This is a genomic window from Actinomadura macrotermitis (assembly GCF_009604375.1).
Lineage (GTDB): Bacteria > Actinomycetota > Actinomycetes > Streptosporangiales > Streptosporangiaceae > Spirillospora > Spirillospora macrotermitis.
The window spans coordinates 1,829,201-1,850,669 of the sequence record NZ_WEGH01000002.1; the positions used below are offsets into that span (position 1 = coordinate 1,829,201).

Consider the following 21,469-nt stretch of genomic DNA (forward strand, 5'->3'; position numbering starts at 1 on the left):
GTCCGGGTCAGGCCTGCTGGGGCTGGGGGAGGAGGCCGCGGAACTTCATCGCGTGCAGGACCAGGTCGATGAGGATCTTCTTGCAGGACTCCAGGCTGCGCGCGTCGCACAGCATCACCGGCACCGACGGGCCGAGGTTCAGCGCCATCTGGATCTCGGCCAGGTCGAACTGCTGCGCCCCCTCGAAGCAGTTCACCGCGACGACGAACGGCGTCCCGCGCCGCTCGAAGTAGTCCACCGACGGGAAGCAGTCCGACAGCCGCCGGGTGTCGGCGAGCACGACCGCGCCGAGCGCCCCGAGCGAGACCTCGTCCCACATGAACCAGAACCGCTCCTGGCCCGGCGTGCCGAACAGGTACAGGACGTACTCGTCGCGCATGGTGATGCGGCCGAAGTCCATGGCGACCGTGGTGGTCTTCTTGCGCTCGACCCCCGACAGGTCGTCGACGCCGACGCCCTCGTCGGTGAGGATCTCCTCGGTGCGCAGCGGCGCGGTCTCCGACACGGTGCCCACCATCGTGGTCTTGCCGACGCCGAAGCCGCCCGCGATGACGATCTTGACGGCGGTGGGGAGCCGGCGGCCGCGCGGGCCGCGGTCAGAGTGCCCGGAGGCCATCGATCACCGCCTGGTAGAGCCTGATGTCGTGCATGTCCGCCTCCGGTTCGGGTTCCTGCATGGTGATGAGGCTCTTGTCGAGCAGGTCGCCGAGCAGCACCCGGACCGTGGCGACGGGCAGGTCCAGGTACCCGGTGAGCTCGGCGACCGACATCACCGTCCGGCACAACCGCATGATCGCGACGTGCTCGGGGCCGAGGCCGAGCTGGCCGTCGGGTTCGGGCCCGGCCGCCACCACCAGCGTGATGAGGTCGAACTTGCCCCGGGTCGGCTCGATCCGGCCCCCGGTCATCACGTACGGCCGCACCATCGGGCCGGCGTGCTCGTCGAGCCACTGGTCGGGTTCGGGCTGACCGGGCCACTGGGGCCGTTGCTCCTCAGGCCATCGCTCCTGCGCTGGATCCTCGGGCGGCATCATGACGTGGGTCGGCTCTCCGGTGCGGTGGTGGACTCGGTCCGGGACGGGGTCGACAGGTGGTGGCCCATGCTGGTGACCAGCATCGCCATCTCGTAGGCGATGAGGCCGACGTCGGCCTCCTCGTCGCTCAGCACGGCCAGGCAGGCGCCCTTGCCGGCGACCGAGACCAGCAGGAACGCCGACTGCATCTCCACGATCGTCTGGCGGACGGGGCCGCCGCCGAAGCGGGTGCCGGCGCCCTTGGCCAGGCTCTGGATGCCGGCCGCGACGGCGGCCAGGTGCTCGCCGTCGTCCTGGGTCATGCTCGCCGAGGAGGCCATGAGCAGCCCGTCGGCCGACAGCACGACCGCGTGCCGGGCGTGCGGCAACCGGCCGACCAGGTCGTCCAGCAGCCAGCCCAGATCGGCCGCCGAACCCGCCTTCTGCATCACTGCTCGTCCTCGCCTTCTGCGTGCTTGCCCAGGGTTTCGGCCGCGTCGCTGCGGCCGCGGCGGGTGCCGCGCTGATAGGAGCCCATGATCCGCTGGATCTCGGCGGGCGTCCGGGCCGGCTCTTCGGGGTCGGCGTCCTGCGGGGCGCCGTCGCACAGCGGCGGCGCCAGGCTCGTCTGCGGGACCCGGACGGGCAGGCCGGACGGCGTGGTGGGGTCTTCGGGCACGGGCGGCTCTTCCTCCGGCTCGGCGGCGGTCTCGGGCGGCTGCGGTGCCGTTCGTGGCACGTTCCGCGGGACGGCCCGGCGGTTCCGGTCTTCCAGGTTCTGGAAGGGGGCGGGTTCGCTGCTTTCGGGGAGCCCGTCGCAGATGACCGGTTCGCAATGCCGGATCCCGATGAGCGCCCGGACGGTGTTCATCGGGCGGCTGCCGGCGAGTCCGGTGAACTGCGTGTGCCCGGCCGGCCGGATGTGTCCGCTGGTCAGCGCGTCCTCCTGGGACGGCACTTCCCGAATTCGGTTCAGTTCCAGCGGCGTGCGGATGTCCTTGGCGGGCCGTTCGTCGTCGGGCGCGGCGTTTTCGGGGTGGGCGCGATAAACCGGGTCAATGGCACCGGAGTGCAGTTCGGTCGCGCGGACGCGGCCGGTGCCGCGCGCGCCGGCGCCGCGGGCGGGCCGGGCGTCGCAGGCGCCGACCCGCGGCAGGTTCACCCCCTCGCGCGGGGTGGCCCGGGCCGCGAACGCCCACAGGGCGGTCGGCGAAACCGGCGGAGCCGTGACTTTCGCCCGCAGACGGGAGTTGCGGAAGCGCATTAACAACCGACCCAACGATATGTAAGGGAGTTCGCGAGCCCGGCCGGGCCGTTTTTGGGGTCGCGAAACACTTCTCGTGCTGAGATGAGTGGACCCGCCGGGGGCGTTCCACACAGCCCAGAACCTTACCAACGCAAACTAAAGCGCTCAAGGCGGTCCGCAGTCACGAGGTTGCTATGCGGCGCTTTGTCGATACTTTGCCGTGTGTTTTATTTCACTTAATTGCAATACCGGTTGCGCTCTGCAGGAGATGCGCCGAGACCAGCACCGCCGCCCGGACGATCGCGGTCGGGTGGTAGAGGTCCTTGTCGTGCCAGAGCGCCGGCGGCTCGTCGGCGGCGTCGCCGGTCAGCGCGGAGGACAGCAGGTCCGCCGCGCGCAGTGCCGCGCGCACCGGCTCGTCGCCGGAAGAAGAGCTGGTCAGCAGCAGGATCTGCACCGCGTAGGCGGTCTCCTCCGCGGTGCCGCCCCAACGCCCCCAGGAGCCGTCCGGGTGCTGGGTGTCCAGCACCCAGCGGCGCGCGCGCTGCACCGCGGCCGTGTAGGCCCCGCCGCCGAAGCGGTCCAGGGCGAAGACGCAGCAGGCCGTCGCGTAGTACGGCGAGGCGTGCCAGCGGTCGGTCCAGCTGCCGTCCTGATGCTGCTGCTCGCACAGCCAGTCGCCGACCTTGCGGATGGTCGCGTCGTAGCGGCGGGCCGTCTCCTCCTTCAGCCGGTCCCTGCCGACGCTCTCCAGGTACTGCCCGAACGCCTCCAGCACGTGCGCGTTGGTGGTGAGGGAGAAGCCGTCCTCGCCGGCCCAGGTGCAAAAGTGCGTCGGGGTCTCGTACTCCCACAGGGCGTCCGGGCTGTGCGGCGCGCCGAGCAGGGCGAGCGCGTAGAGCGCGCCGGCGGTGGTGTCGGCATCGGCGGGCAGCCCGGCGGCGGCGGACGTCCCGGCCGGGCCGAGCGGCGCGGTCAGGCTGAGCACCAGCTCGGGCGGCGTGGTGAAGGGGATGCCGGCGCGCGCCAGCCAGGCCAGCACCCAGCCGCGCTCGAAGACCGTCAGCGGGTAGCCGACGGGGACCGGCCCGTCGTGCCAGGACGCCACGGTCTCCAGGTGCCAGCGCGCCGGGTCGCTCGGGTCGGCGGGCGGCCGGTCGCCGAGCCAGGCGGCGGTCGCGGCGGGCGAGGCGCCGATCGTGCCGGTGGCCTCGGGGCGGACGTGCGGCAGGCCGCGCGCGGTGTCGCCGACGATCTCCAGGGCGTGCAGCAGCTTCTGCGGCACCACCGCGCCCGACGCCAGCATGGCGCGGATCATGGCGAGCTTGGCGTTGTCCATCCCGGCCGGCAGCGGCAGCACGAGGTCGCGCCGGTGCTCCAGGCCGGGCGGCGGGGCGAGCAGGTGCCGGCCGATCAGCGTGATCAGCGACGGCACGATCAGCTCGATCGCCGGCATGTCCGGCAGCCGCGAGCGCCCCGCGCCCGGCAGCAGCCCGGTCAGCCGCTCCAGCCCGGCGTCGGCCGCCGCCACCACGGCCGGGGCGCCGCCCGGGTCCGCGTGCAGCACCGACAGCAGGGCCTCGGTGGCGCTCAGCGTCGGGACGAGCGCGTAGCCGGCCTCGGGCGCGCCCCAGCCGCCGTCGGGCCGCTGGGTGCGCAGCAGGTACGCCACCCGCCGGTCGTGTCCGGTGAGCCATGGCGTCAGCGTGACCAGCCGGCCCGTCTCGTACACCGAGGGGGAGACCTGGCCCCAGGGAGCCCTGACCAGGCCCTGCACCAGCGCGCGCGCTTCGGCGGCCACGTCGACGCCGATTCGCACAGGAGTGGCCGAGATGACCTGCCCGCCGCTCACAGTTCGCCCCGGTAACGGAGGGCGCCGGGCAGGCGCAGCGCCTTCGGGACCTCGCGGTCGGTGGGAAGGAGCGGCGCGGTCATGCGCGCCCGTCCAGCGGACGGGCGACGCCGGGGGCGGGCCGGGCCACCCGGCTCGGCCGCCGCAGTTCTCCGAGGGACTCGCGGACGACGCGGCATGCGCTGCGGTCGATGCGGAAGTTCTTGGCCTTGCGCGCGGGAACGGTCCTGGTGTCGACGGCCACTCTCGGCTGCCCCTTGTTGTGAAATTGAGCATGCGGGCAGGCTCGCGCGACCTCTGGAACTTCAGGGCACTAGCGCAACCCTTGAGTGTTATGGGCGGTTCTGGGGAAGTATCACATGGTGAAAATCTTTCCTCAAGAATCAAGTTCCAAGAAACTTCAGCCGGTCGTGAGTGACGCTCGTCACTCGAATACCCTTTCGTAGGCGGAGCGTTCCGCTCGCGTCACGAACAGTGATAGGCCGAGGAGCGTGGAAATGGCCACCCGTGAAAACGCGACAGGCACGCCTTGGTGAACCGGGAAATTTCCCGGTAAAACCAAGCCGTGCCTGGATGAACGAATGCCCGGGCGCGTCAGCGCGGCGCGCGGGGGTCCAGCGAGCCCGACAGCACCGCCGGCCAGCTGCCCCGGCTGGAGACCTTGATCCTGCCGGTCAGGGTGCGCGCGCCGCAGTGCGCGACGATCTTGTAGGTGCCCGCCGCGGCGCCGTGCCGCACCGTCGCGGTGCCGAGCCCCGCGTCGGCCTTGCCGCCGAGGGTCACCGGGCCGGTGAAGACCTTCGACTCCGCCCAGTGCCGCTGCGTCCCCACCGAGCAGCCCGGCACCGTCAGCCCGACCCGCTGCCCCGGGCGCGCCACCCCCGGGCTGACCTCCACCCGGGCCTGGGCCTTGGCCGCACCGGCGGCGGGCGTCACCAGACCGGCGGTGACGAGGGCCGCTCCCATCACGGTGATGCTCAGCAGGCGCACGCGAATTCTCCTAGGTCAAGGCGGGGAGGGGTGTGATGTCCGGCACTCTAGTGCCTTCAGGGTCGTTCACTCTATAGATGGCGTGAACGGCCCAAAAGGTTCGCTTCCCCGTCAACCTGCCGTCTCGGGCACCACCGGGACCCGGGCCGCCCGCCGCGCGCGCCGCCCCGCCCGCAGGCCGTCGGCGGTGAGCAGCACCAGCGCCAGCCACACCAGGACGAACCCCGTCCACCGGCTCGCCGGCATCGCCTCGTGGTGCACCAGCAGCCCGATGAGGAACTGCAGCACCGGCGTCAGGTACTGGAGCATCCCGATCGTGCTCATCGGGATCCGGACCGCCGCCGCGTTGAACAGCAGCAGCGGGATCGCCGTCACGACCCCGGCGCCCACGAGCAGCAGGGCGTTGCCGGCGCCCGCGTGCCCGAACGCCGCGTCCCCGCGCAGCTGCAGCACCAGCGCGAGGCCGAGGGCGGGCAGGAACATCACCGCGGTCTCGACCGTCAGGCCCTCGGCCGAGGGCATGTTCACGAACTTCTTGACCAGCCCGTAGGTGCCGAACGAGAAGGCCAGGACCAGCGCGATCCACGGCGGCCGCCCGTAGTCGACCGTCAGGACCAGCACGGCGGCCGTGCCGAGCCCCACCGCCGCCCACTGCCACGGCCGCAGCCGCTCCCGGAAGACCAGCACCCCGAACAGCACGCTGATCAGCGGGTTGATGAAGTACCCCAGCGCGGCCTCGATGGTGTGCCCGGTGTTGACCGCGAAGATGTAGACGCCCCAGTTGAGGCTGATCCCCACGGCCGCCGCCGCCAGCAGCCCCACCTGCCGGCGCGTCAGCGCGCGCACCCACCCCCAGTGCCGCCGCAGCGACAGGACGACCAGCACCGCGACCAGCGACCACATGATCCGGTGCGCGAGGATCTCCAGCGCCCCGGCGGGCTTCAGCAGGGGCCAGTAGAGGGGGAACAGCCCCCACAGCCCGTACGCGGCGAAGCCGAATACCATTCCGCGACGGTTCAGCACGAACGCCAAGCTATCAGCCCGTAAGTAGCCATATAGGGCACACTGCTGACCGCGAGGACCCGCCCCCTGATGACGGCCCGCCGCGCGAGCTAACCTGAAGGACATGTTCGGCTTCGCGAAGACGCAGATGGTCGCCCCCGACGAGGCCCTGCCGGGCCGGGCCGAGCCCATGCCGGTCCCGCCCCGGCACGCGGTCCTCGGCACCCCGCTGGCGCCGCCCTACCCCGACGGCACCGAGATCGCCGAGTTCGCCCTCGGCTGCTTCTGGGGCGCCGAACGCAAGTTCTGGGAGACCCCGGGCGTCTACTCCACCTCGGCCGGCTACGAGGGCGGCTACACCCCGAACCCCACCTACGAGGAGGTCTGCGGCGGCCGGACGGGCCACACCGAGACCGTCCGCGTCGTCTACGACCCGGCCAAGGTCGCCTACACCGACCTGCTGCGCGTCTTCTGGGAGTCCCACGACCCGACCCAGGGCATGCGCCAGGGCAACGACGTCGGCACCCAGTACCGCTCGGCGATCTTCTACCACTCGCCGGCCCAGCGCGCCGAGGCCGAGGCCTCCCGCGACGCCTACCAGCAGGTCCTGAAGGGCGCGGGCTACGGCCCCATCACCACCCAGCTGGCCGAGGCCCCCGACTTCTACTTCGCCGAGGACTACCACCAGCAGTACCTGTACAAGAACCCGAACGGCTACTGCGGCATCGGCGGCACCGGTCTACCCCTAAGTGACCAGTCGTCCGGCGGCTCCTGCCCAACCGGCCTGACCGGCGACGATGCATCTGCCCATTGATGTAGTTATCGCGGTCAGGGGCCGTCAGGGGCGTCTTGCTCGTCTGGCGGGTCTTCTTGGCTGGCAGCGTCGATCTGCTGCCGGATGTTGCTTCGTGTGGCGCGTGCCGCCGCTAGCTGGCCGTTGAACGTTTGCGGCAGTTGTTCGGCGAGCTTCTCGTAGATCTCGATGGCCTCGTCGACCGTTGTCAAAGCCGTGGATAGGTCGAAGCTGTGCATTTCCTTGATCCACACCTCGGCACATAGAGACATGGCGAGGTCGGGCAGGTAGGCGGCGGGTTCGTCCTTGGCGAGGGCGCGGCGGATGGTGACGGCTTCTTGGGCGGCGGTCAGGGCGGCCTGCCGGTCCCCGGTCTGGGCGAGGCGGTTGCCGAGGTTGTTCAGGGCCATGGCGAGGTCGGGCTGGTGGGCGGCGGGTTCGTTCTTGGCGAGGGCGCGGCGGATGGTGACGGCTTCTTGGGCGGCGGTGAGTGCGGCCTGCCGGTCCCCGGTCTCGGCGAGGCGGTTGCCGAGGTTGTTCAGGGCCATGGCGAGGTTGGGCAGGTGGGCGGCGGGCTCGTTCTTGGCGAGGACGCGGTAGAGGTCGACGGCTTCTTGGGCGGCGGTCAGGGCGGCCTGCCGGTCCCCGGTCTCGGCGAGGCGGTTGCCGAGGTTGTTCAGGGCACCAGCGAGGCTGGGCAGGTGGGCGGCGGGTTCATTCTTGGCGAGGGCGCGGCGGATGGTGACGGCTTCTTGGGCGGCGGTGAGTGCGGCCTGCCGGTCCCCGGTCTCGGCGAGGTGGTTGCCGAGGTTGTTCAGGGCCATGGCGAGGTTGGGCAGGTGGGCGGCGGGCTCGTTCTTGGCGAGGACGCGGTAGAGGTCGACGGCTTCTTGGATCGTGGTCAGGGCGGCCTGCCGGTCCCCGGCTGCGGCGAGGCGGAGGCTTGCCCAGTTGAGCCAGTAGGCGCGGGTGGCTGGTGGGGTTTGTGCTGGAAGGGTGGTGAGGATGTGCTGGGCAAGGTCGCGTGTGGGGCGTAGGAGTTCGGTGCTGTAGCGGGGAAGCGCCCTATGGAGGGTTACTGCTTGCCGGTGGGTGCCGTGCCGGATGAAGGTGTCGATCACTGGTGGAGTGGCTTGCCTTGCCAGTGCCGGGTTTGTGGCGATGAGGTCGAATAGGGCGGTTCGGGCTGTGGTGTGGCGGTCGCCGGCGGCGGCCAGCATGATCAGCCCTTGCCGGATCTCGGCGGGTTCGGCGTGGGAGAGCAGTTCGGTGACCAATTCGGCGGTGTGGGGACGGGCTAGCTGAGTGGCTATGAAGTCTTCGGCAATCCGGTCAGGGCGCAGCGGCGCCAATGCGGCGGGATTGCTTTGGGTGAGGGTGTCGGCGGGGTAGAGGCGCCGGTGGGTCGCCAGGAGTTGTTCGGCCTGGGTGTCGCCGTTGGCCAGGTGGGCGAGCTTGAGCCAGGAGCGTGCACGCTGGAGCGTCTCCAGGGGGCCGAACAGGCTGGCCACCAGCATCATGGTCTCGATCTGCTCGGTGCTGGTGGGGTCGGCCTGCCAGTACCGGCGTTCATGCCCCAGCAGAAACTTCGATAGCTCGTCGCGGTCAGGGGCAGGGACGTCGTCGCGGGCGGCGCAGACGGCGGCCAGGGCGCTCATGTGCACTGTCAGCGGCGAATCCGCCTCGCTCCACTCCGCCGGGCACGGCACCGGCGTGTAGGGCGGTGTGGTCAGCGCGGTCTGGAATGCTGTTGCGGCGTCGGTGAACACCTCCCCGGCCGGTCCGGTCGCCAACGGCGGCAGCGGGATCGGGGAGGGCAGGTCGATGGAGATGCGGGCCAGTTCGGCCTCGACGCTCTCCCAGAAGCCGGTCTGGGGGCGGGCCAGCAGCAGCACCCGTAGCCGACGGCCAGGGTGGCCGAACACCAGACTCTCCACCAGATGCACCAAAGCAGATAGAGGCCATCGGTCGGCATAGTCGACCACCACCAGCAACGGCACTTCGCCACCCAGCCCCTGAACGGTGGCGGCTGGGGGGCGCGCGGTTCTGGTGACGGCCTGAGTGACCGCCCACCCCTGTTCATGGGTTTGAGTGGCGAACCATCCGGCCAGGCGGGTCTTGCCCTGACCGCCGGGGGCGTGCATCAGCAGGAGGGAGGCGGGTTCGTCGTCCTCATCGCGCCACCGCCGCAGCGACTCTTCCATTTCCGGGCGGGGCCGGTAGGGCACGATCTCCTGGCGGGCGTCCAGCAGGTACGACGGCGACCGGCGCGAACGCGGCACGCGCGCCGGCTCTCGTGGTTCCAGCAACTCCAGCCGGTACTCGGCCCGATCCAGCAGAACCGTCAGGTCGCCATCGACCCGGCCGATCTGGATGTTGTGGCCACCGACCCACCCGTCAACCCGCTGCCCCGCACTCATACGCGCCGCCCCGGGCCGTCAGGTGCTGCGACGGCGGTCGATGCTGACGTCCCGGGCCCGGCCGATCTGGATGTTGTCACCCTCGACCGTCCCCGACACGCTCTGCCCCGATACCTCAGGCTCTGACGTCGGCTCGGGTTCCTGCTCAGGGTCGGGGGTCGGCTGTTGGGCGAGGGCGCGTCTGGCCAGCACCACACCGTAGACCGACAGCGCCAGGCCGATCAGGCCGATGAACACGCCCAGGGTGCTGGAGATCTTGTCTGCCTTGTCCAGGCCGACCAGCACGAACACCACGCCGAGCCCCACCAGCAGCACTCCGCCGGCCACCGCGCCCGCCCACGCCACCACCCGCCGCGACAAAGCCATAAAAGCCATCATCGACCACAAAACAAGATCACAAGCGGCGATCATCAAAGACTCGATGGCGCTCAGTCAACAAGGCCGCCTCTGATGTGGGACGAAGGAACACCGCCGCCTCTACCGCAACAAACTGGACACATGACCGGATAGCATCGGCGGCACCGGATTGTCCTGTCCTGTAGGAGTGGCCCGCACCGATGGTTGACCAGTCCCGCGAAGAAACCGCATCGCTGCTGATCGCTGAGGCCGTCCGATGGGTCGATCTCAACGACTTTCCCTATATCGTCGAGGTCGTCTTCACCGATGCGGACGGCCGGCAACATTCGATCATCGACAAGACGCCTCTCTTCTGGTTCGACGATGACGAAGAACCAGACCTCGACACCGAGTTCCCCATCCCGGCGTACTTGGACGCGGTCGTCCTCGAGCCCGATCTCCCCGGGGACCGCGTCCGCATCGCCATCGACCACCGCTCGGTCAACGACGACGGCTACGCCGAGTTCACAGTCGCGGCCCATCAGCTCACCTGACGGGCCGGCCGAGGCGGAGTCGTGGGACCTGGAAGCGAATCCAGGGGGCTGTTCCTATGGGCGGGCTTTGCGGACACGTTCGCGGTCGGCCTGCCGTGCGAGCTGATCGGTCTCGTGCACGTGGCCGGGGGCGAGGGCGGGCGTCCCGGCCGGCGACGCCATGGCGGTGCGAAGGGAGCGCTCCGGCAGTTCGGCGGCGACCTGTGCGGGCCGCCTTGGCTCACACCATCCCGATCACCGGCGCGAACTCCTCCATCACGTGGTCGGGGACCAGGTAGTAGGAGAATCCGTAGCGGTCGCGGCGCGCGGCCATCTGCCCGGCGATGTGCTCGGGCGGCCCGACGAACTGCGAAGGCATCTCCAGCACCAGGTCGGCGGGGACGTCCCAGCCGCGCGTTCGCGCCACCCGTTCGGCGACCGCGCGCGGGTCGTCCCCGAACACCGGGTTCACCTGCATGCTCAACTCGATCTCACGCCCACCGGCAGCGGCGCGCACCAGGTCGACCTTGCGGGCGATGGTGTCCGGCATCCGCTCGGTGATCTCCTCGGAGATGGCGCCCTCCGGCAGCGCGCGCGGCAGGACGCCCACGCTGTCGGCGTGCCGGCCCGCGATGCCCAGCATCCGGCCGCTGCCCGCCCCGACCATGATCGGGGGACGACGGTCGGGCACCGGGAAGACGGTCAGGTCCCGCACCCGGTAGTGCTCACCCTCGAAGGTCGTTCTCCGGCCGCCGAGCAGGCTGCGCAGCAGGTGCAGTGACTCCTCCAGCCGGTCCACCCGCACGGCCGGCGCGTCGAAGGCCATCCCCGCCCGCTCGTACTCCTCGCGCAGCCACCCCGCGCCCACCCCCAACTCGAACCGCCCGCCGGAGACCTCGTGCAGCGTCGCGGCCTCCTTGGCCAGCACCACCGGGTGGCGGTAGTCGTTGGCCAGCACCATCGTTCCGACCCGCAATGTCTCGGTGGCGCACGCCGCCGCTGTCAGCGCCACCATCGGCGCGAGCTGCTCCCCGAACGGCTCGGCCACGAAGTGGTCCCGGATCGTCAACGTCGCATACCCCAGCTCCTCGGCCCGCCGCGCGAGCGCGACCAGATCACCTGAGGAGCGGACGGACTCGGCGACCACCCCGAAACGGAACGGCCTGACATCGTTCATGCCTCCAGGCTGGGCGGTCGGCCATGGACGAAGCTGGCAAGAAAACGACATCGGTATGGACGACGACTCGGCTCCGAAGGCAAAAGGCCGCTCTGTGGGCTTTTCTCCTGCCGGAGCCCGGGCGACACCAGCAGGACGGCCTTGCCCGCCCAGGCCGGCACAAGCTCTCCTGGGCGCGGAGGAACGACTGCGCGGGAGCGGAAGATGCGGGCCTGCTCGCGTGGGACCTTGTGGGTGATGCCCAGTTCGGCGGTGAGCAGGCGGGAGAAGGGCGGTGGATAGTCGCCGCTGCGGTGAGGTCGGACGGACGGGGCGTGGCTGGTTTCCAGGCTGCTGAACTGGGTGGCGTAGTGGAGTCCCTCTGTTCCACAGTGCCGAACTACATTCATCTACTCGGGGCCGGAAGGGTGGGGACTTCATGGCTGAGCTTGGCAGGGACCGGTTTCCCGCAGGGAGGGCGCAGGCCTGCGCTCCGTTGGTATCGCTCCCCCTGAGGGATCTCGGGCATGACGGAGCCCCCGCAGTAGTTGGGCTCTCGGCTGCGTTCGCTAGGTGTGCTTCAGGCGGGACATCAGCGCTGCGAAGTCCGCCGGCGTGAGGGTGAGGTGGCCGCCGCCGGGTGCCTTGCTGTCACGGACTCCAAAGGACTGGCCCAGGGCCGCGATCTCCACGCAGTCGCTCTGGCCGCCGTGGCCGGTGCCGCTGTGGCTGCTCTTGCGCCAGACGGGAGTCATGCCAAGCCCTCCATCGCTTCGTGGACCATGCGGAGCGAAGCGTCCATGGGAAGCGCCCGGTCTCCGATGCGGGAGGACCGCACCCGGAACAAACGTACATCCGAGGTGTCCGCCGTGAGTCGGCCTCCTTCACACGCCTCGGTGTAGACGGTGTTCGGCCCCATTCACCGTCATGATCTTGAACGATCCGTCCCGTCCGACGTGCGCGCCTACGTCCCTCGGCATGATCCTGACGGTGGTGTTCGGCTGCTCGGCCGCCCACCGGCTGCTCGATCACGCCTTGGTCGAGGAACGCCCACACCAGCGGCCGGGGTTTCCGCTCCAATGACTCCTGCCGAGCCATCCGGGCTCTGAGCGGTGTTTCGGCATCCTCCAGGGCTGCCGCCCTGAACATCGCCCGCGCGTAGTCCTCGGTCTGGAACAGGCCCGGTATCCAGGACAGTTCCCAGATCTTCAGTTCGGACGATCTTCCTTCCAGGTCCACATGGTTCTTGGACCACCCGGTGTCATGGCGGGTCTTGGCCTGCTTGACGAGCACGGCGAACAAGCCGCCCGTCTGCCACTCGCGATCGAGGAACTTGGCGTGCTTCTCCTGGAGCCGCATCGTTCCGCCCTCAAGTCGCGCAACGCTCGACCGATCCAAATCGAGCGCCATGCCGAGCGCCGAGCCTGAGATCTTGCGCTCCTCACGATGTCTACGCAGCTGAACTGCTATGAGGTCCCATAGCGAACCCTCAGGATCAAGTGACTCTTGGGTGCTCACTGGTAGCTCTCCGCGGGTGATTTTGTTGAGCGAAGATGACCCGGCCGCGTCACGCTGGTCAGCGGAAACAGGCATCCGACCTGGAAGGTGACCGGGGATACGCGCGATCACCAGCGTGAACGATCTTCACCGGGAACTCCTCTTCTCCGACGCCTCGGCGGGCGTCGCCCGCCGAATCGTCACGGGAACCTGGAACTTCTGGGGATTCCCGCACGCGGCCGAAGACGCCTCCCTCAGCGATCGCTGTCGAGTGGGCTGAGCTTCTCGGATCCTGAGTGTTCCCGCTGGAGCATGTACGGGCTTGTATCGCCGTCTTGATGCACAGCATCTTCGGACTGCTGTAAAAGGTGGCCAATGGATACGAATGCATCACCTCTGGATGGACTTTTGGCTCTTCTCTCAGCGCCCGCAAGCCCCGTCCATGGGGTGCGGTCCTGGGAGGAGGTTTTCCAGGAGCTGGGTACCGCCTTGCCGGCGGATTTCGTCGCCTTGATCGAGCGGTACGGCGCCTTCGAGGTCGGCGGCCTGGGAGAGGACGACCATGGGGAGAGGGACTATCTGGAGTTCCTCGTGGTCGCTGATCCGCGGTCGGAGCATCGGAAGGTGACATGGGCTCAAGCGGCTGTGCTGCGAGCGGACGCCTACAACCCTCTGCGCGAGGCGTTCCCCGACATGCACAGACTCTGGCCTGAGCCGGGAGGATTCCTGGGCTGGGGGACCACGATCGACGGTGACTGGTTCGGCTGGTTGACCGAAGGCGAACCCGATGAGTGGCCGATCGTCGCGGACGGACGGGACGATGAGTGGAGAGGCGAGCCTCCTTTGCGCATCACCGCCACCGAGTTTCTCTTGCACTGGTTCTCCGGCGCTCCGGACCTTCCCCACATGGCTCAGCTCTGGGCGGGAGGGGAGTGGGAACCAGTGGAATGCAAGCCCCTGAGCTCTTGAGGTCGGCAGGGGTGCCTATCCTCGTGACCGTCGTTGGCCGTGGAGTTGGCCAACGACCGTGACGACACAGCGCATGCTTTGAGAGTTGCCGGCTTGCTTCAGGGGTGCCATCATCCGCCGGTGACCCCACTGAAGCTGATCGAGACCACATCCGGATCGTTCTCCTTGTTGCTGGACGCGGGGACGACGCAGGTGGACGAACTCGTCGAGCAGCTCGGCCATGAGCCCAACGGCTACTTCTGGGAAGGCGTCGCACGGTTCCTCGTCAGCGCTGAAGCGCAGAAGCTCGAGGGGCGTTTCTCGTACGACCCGGAAGCCGGCATGTTCTGCGCGTACGGCACCGACCAGGCCGCGCTCCAGGAGCTGGGTTCTCTTATGAGCACCGTTGCCAATGACGCGGAGCGGATGCGTGCCCTCGTCGCCTCGGCCACGACCGCAGGCTTCGAGTTCGACGACTGAGCCGGGCGGTTCGTGACGAGGCCACGGTTCTCTGGGCGGAGAGGGCCGGATGGACGCCAAGGACATGCAGCGAGGTAACGGCTAGTCGTTCCTGACCATGTGCAGTACCGACCCTGCAAGGTGAACGCGAGATGGAAAGATCGGGCCGGCGCTGCCGCCTCCGCGTCGAGCACATTGTGCTCGGTGCGCTGTTGTGTGTCGTTGCGCTGCTCGTGATACCTGCGAGCCTGGTCATCCGCAGTGTGGCCGGCATGTCCTTCGACCCGCACGGCTACGGGCTCATCTTCGGAGTGATCTTCGCGGCCCCGCTCGCCCTGCTCGCAGTGGTGCTGTCGACCACGTACGTCAGGATGCGGCAACGCCGCAAGTAGTCATTTCTGCACACCGGCTGCGAACTGGTACTCGGTGGTCCATCTCCCCTGCGAGAGCGAGGGGATGAATGGGTCACGCGACCGATGTGGGGTCGGCGGCCCGGTTCCTATCGTGGATTTCATGATCACAAAAAGCGTGCTGGTCCGGTGTGCGGTGGGTGTGGTGCTGGCCTTGGGGGTGGCGGCTTCGGTGAGCCCTCCCGCGGGGGCGGCCGGCCGTCCCGAGTTGCAGGCGGCAGTGAATCGGCTCACCGGGCCGGACGGGGCTCCCGGTGCGCTCGCGCAGATCGGCGGTCGGTCGGCGATCACCAGTGCAGACATCTTCAAGGTCGGCTAAAGGTCGGCTATAGGCCGGCTCGGTACGGTGCTGCTTGTGCAGTTGCGTTACAACTACCGGGTCTATCCGACGCCGGGTCTGCGGGAAGCGCTGGTGCGGGCGTTCGGGTGTGCGCGGGTGGTGTTCAACGACGGCCTGCGGCTGCGCCGGGCGGCGCGTGAGGCAGGCGAGGGGTACATCTCCGACGCTGAACTGTCGCGCCGTGTGATCACCGAGGCGAAGGCGATGCCGGAGCGGGTGTGGCTGGGTGAGGTGTCGGCGGTGGTGCTCCAGCAGGCCCTGGCGGATCTGAACGCCGCCTACCGCGGCTTCTTCGACTCGCTGTCGGGCAAGCGCAAGGGCCGCAAGGTCGCGCCGCCCCGGTTCCGCTCCCGCAAGGACGACCGGCAGGCGATCCGCTTCACCCGCAACTCCAAGTTCAAGATTCTCGGGAACGGCCGGCTGCGGCTCCCGAAGATCGGCGACGTGCAGGTGCGGTGGTCGCGCGGCCTGCCCTCGGACCCTTCTTCGGTCACGGTCATCAGGGACGCCGCCGGCCGGTACTTCGCCTCGTTCGTTGTGCAGACCACGGATGAGCCGCTGCCCGGGTCAGGCTCGGAGGTCGGCATCGATCTGGGGTTGGCGCACTTCGCGGTCCTGTCGGACGGCAGCAAGGTGACCGCGCCGAGGTTCCTGCGCCGCGCGGCCCGCAAGCTGCGTCGCTTGCAGCAGGATCTGTCTCGCAAGCAGCGCGGCAGCAGCAACCGCACCAAGGCCGTCAAGAGGGTCGCTCGCGCTCATGCGCGGGTGGCCGATGCCCGGCGGGACTGGCAGCACAAGCTGTCCACGGCGATCATCCGCGACAACCAAGCGGTGTACGTCGAGGACCTGTGCGTGGCCGGCCTGGGCCGGACCCGCCTCGCCAAGAGCGTCCACGACGCGGGCTGGGCGCAGTTCGTGGCGATGCTGGAGTACAAGGCCGCCCGGTACGGGCGCATCTTCGGCCGGGTGGACCGCTGGTTCCCCTCGTCCAAACTCTGCTCGGCCTGCGGGACCCTGGCCGAATCCATGCCGCTGAACGTCCGAGCGTGGGAGTGCCCGTGCGGCGCATCCCACGACCGCGACGTCAACGCCGCGATCAACATCCTGGCCGCCGGACGGGCGGACAGGCTCAACGCCTGCGGAGGGACCATAAGCCCCGCCGCCTAGCGGAGGGCAGGACCCAGTGAAACAGGAAGCCGCAGACGTGTCGCGCACGCGGCACAGGCTGAATCCCCGGCCTTCAGGCCAGGGAGCGCGTCAATGGGGGCATGACGGTGACAGGCTCGGCTTCAGCGTTCAGGCGGGCGCGACCACGAACGGCAGGCAGGCCATCGTCATGGTCAATCTCAACCCGGGCGGCGGGCCGGCTCTGGACGACGCCATGGACGTCGTCCTCCCGACCGCTCTGTGCGGCAAATGACCTCCGGTTCCCCATGAGGTGAGGGCCCGCGTGGGGGTGCGGGCCCTCACCAGACCCGGGCGAGACGTGGGGGTGTCCGCCCGGGGGTCTTGTCAGCCGGCCGGCGGCGGGCCGCCGTAGCCGGGTCCGCCAGGTCCGCCGTTACCCGGGCCTCCGCCGCCGAAGCGGCCGCTCTTCGGGCGGAGGGACGCGCACGCCTGCATCGCCTTCTGCTGGGCCGCCGACTGGCTCGGGCGGGATGTCGGACGACCGGACGGGCGGCCGCTGGGACGCCCGCCTTGGCCACGCTCGGGCATCTTGACGCCCTGCTTCTCCATGCACGAGCGGAACGCCGCCATCTGGTCGGCACCCTTGCCATTCTGAGCGGGTTTCTTGTCGCCGCCGCAGGACGCGGTCAGCAGCAGTGCCGCTGCGATGACCGCCGCGAGTTTCCTCATGGCCGTTGTCCCCTTCCGGCCCCCTGGCTGACGATGGTCGCGGCGATGGTGCCGTCGTCCCCCGCTTCGCCCTGGACGGTGACCGTGGTCCCCGCGCCGAGGTCCTTGAGCGTCCCCTTCTTGGTGACGCGGATCGCGGTCTGGCCGCTGGTGCTGACCTTGACCGTCTTGCCGTCGGCGGTCGTCAGGTAGAGCACGCCCTTCTCGACCTTGGTGACGGTGCCGAACGTCATGCCGGCGGGGGCGCTGCCGCCCGGCGCGCCGCCTCGGAAGCCGCCGTAACCACCCCCGGCGTAGCCGCCGGCCGCGCGCTGCGGTTGCGGCGTGCTCTCCCCGTCCGACATCGATTTGTCGGCCCAGATGCCTCCGATGAACCCCGCGACCGCCAGCAGCGCGCCCCCCAGGTAGAGGGCCGGTCCCGGGCGGGCGGGGGGCGCCGCCGCCAGTTCGGTGGCCAGGTCTCCCTCGAACGGGGAGGTCGCCAGCAGTTCGGCGTCGTCCACCCGGATCTCCTTCCTGTGGTCACTCATGGCGCAGCGCCTCGATCGGGCGCAGCCGGGCCGCGCGGGCCGCCGGGTAGCCGCCGAAGAACAGGCCGATGGCGACCGAGACGCCGAGCGCGAGCGCGATCGACGACGGCACCAGGACCGGCTTGACCCCGGCGATGGTGAACAGGCTGCCGGCGACTCCGGCGGCGACCCCGAGCAGCCCGCCGATCAGGCTGAGGACGGTGGCCTCGGCGGCGAACTGGCCGAGGATCGCGCCGGGCGGCGCGCCGACCGCCTTGCGGATGCCGATCTCCCGGGTCCGTTCGGCGACGGTGACCAGCATGATGTTGGTGATGCCGATGCCGCCGACCAGCAGGCTGATCGCGGCGACCGCGCCGAGCAGCACGGTGAAGGTCCGGCTGGACTCGCTGACCGCGCTCTGCACGCCGGCCTGGGTGGCGACGGTGAAGTCGGCGGTGCCGTGTCGCTGCAGCAGGATCTGCCCGGCCTCGGCCTGCGCGGCGTCCACCGCCCCGGTGCCGCGGGCCTGGACGACGATCTGGTCGAGCGCCCCGTAGCCGGTGATGCCCGCCTGCACCGCCGCCAGCGGCGCCACGGCCACGCTGTCGGGGTCGCTGAAGCCGCCGGAGGTGGCGCCGGAGGCCTTCAGCACGCCGATCACGGTGAACCTGATCCCGCCGACGGTGATCTTCTTGCCGAGCGGGTCGGTCCCGGCGAACAGGTCGGACGCGACCGTGCTGCCGATGACGACCACGTTCCCGTCGCCGGCGGCGAACGCCGTCCCGGCCGCGACGGTCTTGCTCGCCGCGGCGAAGTAGTCCGGGGTCGTCCCGATGAACCGGTCGATGGTGCCGCTGGTGCCCGCGTAGGCCGCGGCGGCCGACTGCCCCGACACCACCGGCGACGCGCTGCGGATCGACGGCGACTTCGCGAGCGCCTCGGCGTCCTTGACGGTCAGGTCGCGCGCCTGGGCGCGCACCCCGCCGCCGCCGTCGCCGCCGGGGGAGACGGTCAGCGAGTCGGCGCCGAGCCGCTGGATGCTCTTCTTGACCTGCTCGGACGAGCCGTTGCCGAACGCCACCAGCAGGATCACCGCGGCCACGCCGATCAGGACGCCGAGGACGGTCAGCCCGCTGCGCAGCCGGTCGGCGGCCAGGCCGCGCAGCGCGAAGCGCAGCACCTCCAGGGGGCTCACGCGACGCGCCCGTCGACCAGCCGCACCACCCGCTCGGCGTGCGCGGCGACCTCGTCCTCGTGGGTGATCACCACGATGGTGCGGCCGGCCCGGGCCAGCCGGTCGAAGACGGCGAGCACGTCGGCGGTGGACGCCGAGTCCAGCGCGCCGGTGGGCTCGTCGGCCAGCAGCAGGGTCGGCGCGGTGACCAGCGCCCGCGCGATGGCGACGCGCTGCTGCTGGCCGCCCGACAGCTCGTTCGGCTCGTGCCGGGCGCGGTCGGCGAGGCCGACCTCGCGCAGCGCGGCGGCCGCCCGGCGGCGGCGTTCGGCGGCGCGCACGCCGCCGTAGGCGAGCGGCAGTTCGACGTTGGCGCGCGCGGACATCCGCGGGATCAGGTTGAAGGACTGGAAGACGAAGCCGATGCGGCGGTTGCGCAGGATCGCCAGGCGCCGCTCGTCCAGGCCGCCGACGTGCAGGCCGTCCAGCAGGTAGTCGCCGCTGGACGGCACGTCCAGGCAGCCGATGATGTTCATCAGGGTGGATTTCCCCGAGCCCGAGGCGCCCATGACGGCCACGTAGTCGCCGTGCTCGACGGTCAGCGAGACGCCGCGCAGGGCGTGCACGGCGGTGTCACCGCTGCCGTACACCTTGGTCACCTCGCGGATGTCCAGGACGGGCGCGCCGGTCATGGCCGGCCTCCGCGCATGCCGCCGCCGGGGAATCCGCCACCCGTGCGCCCGGCGGGGAACCGGTTGTTCGGGCCGCTCTGCGTGGTCACGGTGACCACGACCTTGTCGCCCTCGTCCAGGCCCGACCTGATCTCGGTGCCCTGGTCGCCCTTGATGCCGACCTCGACCTGCACGGTGCCGCGCCGGCCGGCGCGCTCCACGGTGACGGTGCTGCGCCCGCCGGCCGTGCGGACGGCGGCGGCCGGCACGTACAGCACGTTCTCGGCGCTGGAGGTGACGACCTCCACGGTGGCGGTCTGGCCGAGCCGGATGCCCGCCGGCACCTTGGTCAGCGCGACCGTGGCCGGGTACTTCACCACGTTGTCGGTGGTGGTGGGGGCGGCCCCGATCGCGGTGATCCGCCCTGTGGCGGTCGTTCCGGGCAGCGCGTCGAATGAGACCGTCGCGGTCTGCCCGGTCTTCAGCTTGGTGGTGTCGGCCTCGGTGAAGTCGCCTTTGACCAGCAGGTGCCCGGTATCGGCTAGTTCCATGAAGCCCGTCGACGATGTCCCGCTGCTGTTGTTGTTGTCCGAGGAGGCGGACGGCGACGATGCCGTTCCGCTGGACGGCCCGCCCACCGTCCCGTTGACCGCGGTGACCGTCCCGCTGAACGGGGCGCGTAGCAGCGTCCCGGCGTAGGTGCGCTGGGCCGCGCTGTAGGCGTTCTTCACCTGAAGGTATCCGGCGTAGCCCTTGGCGGTGCCGGTATCGGTGGTCGCGTCCAGGTTGGCTTTGGCGGCGGACAGGGCCTCCAGCGCCGCGGTCTGGTCCAGCCGGGCCAGCAGGTCGCCCTTGCCGACCCGCTGGCCCGCCTTGACGTAGATCTTGGCGACGGTGCCGGACGTCCCGAAGGACAACGCGCTGGAGCGCGCGCTCTCCACCGAACCGGAGGCCGACACCGAGGCGGTGACGGTGCCGCGGGAGACCGGCGTGAGGCGGGAGCCGGCGGCGGCGCCGGCGTCGTCGTCCGTCAGGGACAGGTAGGCGACGCCGACCCCGCCCGCCAGCAGCACGCCGAGGGTGCCGTTGATCAGCAGGGCCCGGCGCGGGAACGGCCGTTTCATGAACCGTGAGGTTGCCGGGCCGATCTGGACCGCTTCTGAGGCGGACGTGAGATTTTGATGAGAGAGGAGGTGCGCAGGTGGGTTTCGGGACATACGCGCGGCGGGTGCGGGACGAGCAGGCGCCGCCGGCGCATCGCTATCTCGCGCTCAGGCGCGCCGTCGGGCATTACCGCCCGCTCGGTTTCCACGCGACATGGGCGTACGTGACGGCTCTCGCGTGCCCCTCGCCCGACATTCACCGTGATCCTTCGGCCTGGTCGCGGGCTCTCGACATTCTTGAGGCCGGCCGTTCCGCTTGGCTGGAGGAGCAGGCGGCCTTCGCGTCCATCCGGCGGATCGAGAAGGCGGCAGGACGGCGTTCGCCTCGGAAAGCACCGACCGGGCCGAGATGGCCCGGCGGCAACCCCTCCCGGCTAGGGCTGGTGGCAGCGGTGGCGAACCGCCACGCCTCCTTCCGCAGGCTTCCGTTCCCCGAGGAACTGAAAGTCCTGCACGCCGCGCTCGACGCGGCCGGCGCGGAATACCTCAGAAAGGCCGGACACCTGGACGGCCCGGCCCGGCGATCCATCGGCGCCATCACACGGGCCGGACATGCGAACGCGTTCCCGCCCGAGTGGCGGCGCTTCGCCGAACTGCTGGGATACGCGGCCGAGTACACGCCGGGCAACATAGGGGCATGAACGAGGTCGACCGGCTGGTCCGTGCCCTCACTCCCGAGAACAGAGCGGAGATCGCCTTCCTCGACCTGCAACGGCTGCGGCACGAGAACGAAGGAGGCGGCTTCCAGCGCACCGAACCCATATACGGCGTGCTGAACTCGCTGCGTTACTGGGAGAACCTCGTGTGCCGCATGGAGGAGAACGAGTGGGCCGAGAGTTCCTACATGGTTTACGAGTACCTCAACGACCTCTGCGTCCGGGACACCGTCGAGGATTATCTGGATGCCGTCCGGCCGGCCCTCAGAGCCAGAATGGAGCGGTACGTGGACCGGCTCGACGCCCGGTTCACCGCCCTCACTCGTGATGACAGCGGCGCGGAGCCGGCCCGGTACTGGAGACCTCTCGCCGATGGCGAAGAGGTCCGCTGGTGGTGGACCAGACGTCCGGTGGAGCTTCCCCGCGGGTGGTGAAGCCTCCGAT

The 21,469-nt window shown here is 70.1% G+C and carries 26 protein-coding genes and 1 pseudogene; 9 read left to right on the forward strand and 18 right to left on the reverse strand.

Translation table 11 applies throughout. From position 1 onward, the window contains the following. Positions 1-7: 7 nt before the first annotated feature. The 8 genes from ACRB68_RS20610 to rarD all read right to left on the reverse strand — a co-directional run bounded on the left by ACRB68_RS20610 (position 8) and on the right by rarD (position 6,106). Positions 8-616, reverse strand: a complete 609-nt coding sequence (locus ACRB68_RS20610; RefSeq protein ID WP_153534450.1) for a GTP-binding protein — start codon at positions 614-616, stop codon at positions 8-10. Further along, the gene (locus ACRB68_RS20615; RefSeq protein WP_153534452.1) at positions 597-1,034 is read right to left on the reverse strand and encodes a DUF742 domain-containing protein; all 438 of its coding nucleotides are present in this window, start codon (positions 1,032-1,034) and stop codon (positions 597-599) included. The genes ACRB68_RS20610 and ACRB68_RS20615 overlap by 20 nt, the downstream gene beginning before the upstream one ends. Further along, a complete protein-coding gene (locus ACRB68_RS20620) occupies positions 1,031-1,462 on the reverse strand; it encodes a roadblock/LC7 domain-containing protein (RefSeq protein ID WP_153534454.1) in 432 nt (143 codons plus the stop codon). The genes ACRB68_RS20615 and ACRB68_RS20620 overlap by 4 nt, the downstream gene beginning before the upstream one ends. After that, positions 1,462-2,283, reverse strand: a complete 822-nt coding sequence (locus ACRB68_RS40230; RefSeq protein WP_194293379.1) for a hypothetical protein — start codon at positions 2,281-2,283, stop codon at positions 1,462-1,464. The genes ACRB68_RS20620 and ACRB68_RS40230 overlap by 1 nt, the downstream gene beginning before the upstream one ends. Before the next feature lie 208 nt (positions 2,284-2,491). Beyond that, a complete protein-coding gene (locus ACRB68_RS20630) occupies positions 2,492-4,060 on the reverse strand; it encodes a prenyltransferase/squalene oxidase repeat-containing protein (RefSeq protein WP_328594490.1) in 1,569 nt (522 codons plus the stop codon). Between the two features lie 130 nt (positions 4,061-4,190). Next, a complete protein-coding gene (locus tag ACRB68_RS41430; RefSeq protein WP_235959466.1) occupies positions 4,191-4,355 on the reverse strand; it encodes a hypothetical protein in 165 nt (54 codons plus the stop codon). A gap of 350 nt (positions 4,356-4,705) precedes the next feature. Beyond that, a complete protein-coding gene (locus ACRB68_RS20635) occupies positions 4,706-5,101 on the reverse strand; it encodes a hypothetical protein (protein ID WP_153534457.1) in 396 nt (131 codons plus the stop codon). Positions 5,102-5,212: 111 nt separating this feature from the next. After that, positions 5,213-6,106 carry an EamA family transporter RarD gene (gene rarD / locus ACRB68_RS20640; protein ID WP_153534459.1) on the reverse strand — a complete coding sequence of 298 codons (894 nt, stop codon included), beginning with the start codon at positions 6,104-6,106 and terminating at the stop codon, positions 5,213-5,215. A gap of 121 nt (positions 6,107-6,227) precedes the next feature. On the opposite strand from rarD, the gene msrA reads away from it, so the two are divergent. Then, positions 6,228-6,917 (forward strand): peptide-methionine (S)-S-oxide reductase MsrA, encoded by a 690-nt coding sequence (gene msrA / locus ACRB68_RS20645; protein WP_153534461.1) that lies wholly within the window; start codon positions 6,228-6,230, stop codon positions 6,915-6,917. Positions 6,918-6,931: 14 nt separating this feature from the next. Here the strand turns inward: msrA and ACRB68_RS20650 are convergent, their stop codons facing one another. Together ACRB68_RS20650 and ACRB68_RS20655 are read right to left on the reverse strand one after the other, a co-directional pair. Then, complete coding sequence (locus ACRB68_RS20650; RefSeq protein WP_153534463.1) at positions 6,932-9,316, reverse strand: tetratricopeptide repeat protein; 2,385 nt, start codon at positions 9,314-9,316, stop codon at positions 6,932-6,934. 18 nt (positions 9,317-9,334) lie between these two features. Beyond that, positions 9,335-9,682 carry a hypothetical protein gene (locus ACRB68_RS20655; protein ID WP_153534465.1) on the reverse strand — a complete coding sequence of 116 codons (348 nt, stop codon included), beginning with the start codon at positions 9,680-9,682 and terminating at the stop codon, positions 9,335-9,337. Between the two features lie 191 nt (positions 9,683-9,873). Here ACRB68_RS20655 and ACRB68_RS20660 point away from each other — a divergent pair, with 191 nt between their 5' ends. Continuing rightward, positions 9,874-10,206: a hypothetical protein gene (locus ACRB68_RS20660; RefSeq protein ID WP_153534467.1), complete on the forward strand. Its 333-nt coding sequence runs from the start codon at positions 9,874-9,876 to the stop codon at positions 10,204-10,206. 220 nt (positions 10,207-10,426) lie between these two features. On the opposite strand, the gene ACRB68_RS20665 is transcribed toward ACRB68_RS20660, so the two are convergent. The 3 genes and pseudogenes from ACRB68_RS20665 to ACRB68_RS42845 form a co-directional block, all read right to left on the reverse strand. Then, entirely contained in the window at positions 10,427-11,362 is a 936-nt protein-coding gene (locus ACRB68_RS20665) for a TIGR03621 family F420-dependent LLM class oxidoreductase (protein WP_194293380.1), read from the reverse strand. A gap of 548 nt (positions 11,363-11,910) precedes the next feature. Further along, the gene (locus ACRB68_RS20670; protein WP_153534471.1) at positions 11,911-12,096 is read right to left on the reverse strand and encodes a DUF397 domain-containing protein; all 186 of its coding nucleotides are present in this window, start codon (positions 12,094-12,096) and stop codon (positions 11,911-11,913) included. 129 nt (positions 12,097-12,225) lie between these two features. Next, positions 12,226-12,934, reverse strand: a pseudogene (locus ACRB68_RS42845) (DUF5753 domain-containing protein). Between the two features lie 279 nt (positions 12,935-13,213). Between ACRB68_RS42845 and ACRB68_RS20675 the strand changes: the two are divergent. The 5 genes from ACRB68_RS20675 (at position 13,214) to ACRB68_RS20700 (ending at position 16,415) form a co-directional block, all read left to right on the forward strand. Further along, positions 13,214-13,807, forward strand: a complete 594-nt coding sequence (locus ACRB68_RS20675) for a hypothetical protein (RefSeq protein ID WP_153534473.1) — start codon at positions 13,214-13,216, stop codon at positions 13,805-13,807. A gap of 120 nt (positions 13,808-13,927) precedes the next feature. Further along, entirely contained in the window at positions 13,928-14,266 is a 339-nt protein-coding gene (locus ACRB68_RS20680; protein ID WP_328594493.1) for an Imm51 family immunity protein, read from the forward strand. Positions 14,267-14,758: 492 nt separating this feature from the next. After that, positions 14,759-14,974 carry a hypothetical protein gene (locus ACRB68_RS20690; RefSeq protein ID WP_153534477.1) on the forward strand — a complete coding sequence of 72 codons (216 nt, stop codon included), beginning with the start codon at positions 14,759-14,761 and terminating at the stop codon, positions 14,972-14,974. A 36-nt stretch (positions 14,975-15,010) separates the two neighbouring features. Beyond that, positions 15,011-16,162 (forward strand): RNA-guided endonuclease InsQ/TnpB family protein, encoded by a 1,152-nt coding sequence (locus tag ACRB68_RS20695; protein WP_328594495.1) that lies wholly within the window; start codon positions 15,011-15,013, stop codon positions 16,160-16,162. Positions 16,163-16,178: 16 nt separating this feature from the next. Continuing rightward, positions 16,179-16,415, forward strand: coding sequence for a hypothetical protein (locus ACRB68_RS20700; RefSeq protein WP_153534479.1), 237 nt, complete (start codon positions 16,179-16,181; stop codon positions 16,413-16,415). Positions 16,416-16,507: 92 nt separating this feature from the next. Here the strand turns inward: ACRB68_RS20700 and ACRB68_RS20705 are convergent, their stop codons facing one another. From ACRB68_RS20705 to ACRB68_RS20725, 5 genes are read right to left on the reverse strand one after another with little or no spacing between them, the layout of a single operon-like run. Then, positions 16,508-16,852: a hypothetical protein gene (locus ACRB68_RS20705; RefSeq protein WP_153534481.1), complete on the reverse strand. Its 345-nt coding sequence runs from the start codon at positions 16,850-16,852 to the stop codon at positions 16,508-16,510. Then, positions 16,849-17,382: a hypothetical protein gene (locus ACRB68_RS20710; protein WP_153534483.1), complete on the reverse strand. Its 534-nt coding sequence runs from the start codon at positions 17,380-17,382 to the stop codon at positions 16,849-16,851. Before ACRB68_RS20710 ends, ACRB68_RS20705 begins: the two co-directional genes overlap by 4 nt. Next, complete coding sequence (locus ACRB68_RS20715) at positions 17,375-18,556, reverse strand: ABC transporter permease (protein WP_328594496.1); 1,182 nt, start codon at positions 18,554-18,556, stop codon at positions 17,375-17,377. Before ACRB68_RS20715 ends, ACRB68_RS20710 begins: the two co-directional genes overlap by 8 nt. Further along, complete coding sequence (locus ACRB68_RS20720; RefSeq protein WP_153534485.1) at positions 18,553-19,227, reverse strand: ABC transporter ATP-binding protein; 675 nt, start codon at positions 19,225-19,227, stop codon at positions 18,553-18,555. The genes ACRB68_RS20715 and ACRB68_RS20720 overlap by 4 nt, the downstream gene beginning before the upstream one ends. Further along, positions 19,224-20,330 carry an efflux RND transporter periplasmic adaptor subunit gene (locus tag ACRB68_RS20725; RefSeq protein ID WP_153534487.1) on the reverse strand — a complete coding sequence of 369 codons (1,107 nt, stop codon included), beginning with the start codon at positions 20,328-20,330 and terminating at the stop codon, positions 19,224-19,226. Before ACRB68_RS20725 ends, ACRB68_RS20720 begins: the two co-directional genes overlap by 4 nt. A 104-nt stretch (positions 20,331-20,434) precedes the next feature. Between ACRB68_RS20725 and ACRB68_RS20730 the strand changes: the two genes are divergently transcribed. Beyond that, positions 20,435-21,010, forward strand: a complete 576-nt coding sequence (locus tag ACRB68_RS20730) for a hypothetical protein (RefSeq protein ID WP_153534489.1) — start codon at positions 20,435-20,437, stop codon at positions 21,008-21,010. Beyond that, positions 21,007-21,459, forward strand: a complete 453-nt coding sequence (locus ACRB68_RS40235) for a hypothetical protein (protein WP_194293381.1) — start codon at positions 21,007-21,009, stop codon at positions 21,457-21,459. Before ACRB68_RS20730 ends, ACRB68_RS40235 begins: the two co-directional genes overlap by 4 nt. Positions 21,460-21,469: the final 10 nt, after the last annotated feature.

Excerpts from the sequence above, each read along its gene's own strand:
- ACRB68_RS20610 (WP_153534450.1), bottom strand. The coding sequence starts at position 616 with ATGGCCTCCGGGCACTCTGACCGCGGCCCGCGCGGCCGCCGGCTCCCC.
- ACRB68_RS20615 (WP_153534452.1), bottom strand. The coding sequence starts at position 1,034 with ATGATGCCGCCCGAGGATCCAGCGCAGGAGCGATGGCCTGAGGAGCAA.
- ACRB68_RS20620 (WP_153534454.1), bottom strand. The coding sequence starts at position 1,462 with ATGCAGAAGGCGGGTTCGGCGGCCGATCTGGGCTGGCTGCTGGACGAC.
- rarD (WP_153534459.1), bottom strand. The coding sequence starts at position 6,106 with ATGGTATTCGGCTTCGCCGCGTACGGGCTGTGGGGGCTGTTCCCCCTC.
- msrA (WP_153534461.1), top strand. The coding sequence starts at position 6,228 with ATGTTCGGCTTCGCGAAGACGCAGATGGTCGCCCCCGACGAGGCCCTG.
- ACRB68_RS20650 (WP_153534463.1), bottom strand. The coding sequence starts at position 9,316 with ATGAGTGCGGGGCAGCGGGTTGACGGGTGGGTCGGTGGCCACAACATC.
- ACRB68_RS20655 (WP_153534465.1), bottom strand. The coding sequence starts at position 9,682 with ATGGCTTTGTCGCGGCGGGTGGTGGCGTGGGCGGGCGCGGTGGCCGGC.
- ACRB68_RS20660 (WP_153534467.1), top strand. The coding sequence starts at position 9,874 with ATGGTTGACCAGTCCCGCGAAGAAACCGCATCGCTGCTGATCGCTGAG.
- ACRB68_RS20665 (WP_194293380.1), bottom strand. The coding sequence starts at position 11,362 with ATGAACGATGTCAGGCCGTTCCGTTTCGGGGTGGTCGCCGAGTCCGTC.
- ACRB68_RS20670 (WP_153534471.1), bottom strand. The coding sequence starts at position 12,096 with ATGACTCCCGTCTGGCGCAAGAGCAGCCACAGCGGCACCGGCCACGGC.
- ACRB68_RS20675 (WP_153534473.1), top strand. The coding sequence starts at position 13,214 with ATGGATACGAATGCATCACCTCTGGATGGACTTTTGGCTCTTCTCTCA.
- ACRB68_RS20690 (WP_153534477.1), top strand. The coding sequence starts at position 14,759 with ATGATCACAAAAAGCGTGCTGGTCCGGTGTGCGGTGGGTGTGGTGCTG.
- ACRB68_RS20705 (WP_153534481.1), bottom strand. The coding sequence starts at position 16,852 with ATGAGGAAACTCGCGGCGGTCATCGCAGCGGCACTGCTGCTGACCGCG.
- ACRB68_RS20710 (WP_153534483.1), bottom strand. The coding sequence starts at position 17,382 with ATGAGTGACCACAGGAAGGAGATCCGGGTGGACGACGCCGAACTGCTG.
- ACRB68_RS20720 (WP_153534485.1), bottom strand. The coding sequence starts at position 19,227 with ATGACCGGCGCGCCCGTCCTGGACATCCGCGAGGTGACCAAGGTGTAC.
- ACRB68_RS20725 (WP_153534487.1), bottom strand. The coding sequence starts at position 20,330 with ATGAAACGGCCGTTCCCGCGCCGGGCCCTGCTGATCAACGGCACCCTC.
- ACRB68_RS40235 (WP_194293381.1), top strand. The coding sequence starts at position 21,007 with ATGAACGAGGTCGACCGGCTGGTCCGTGCCCTCACTCCCGAGAACAGA.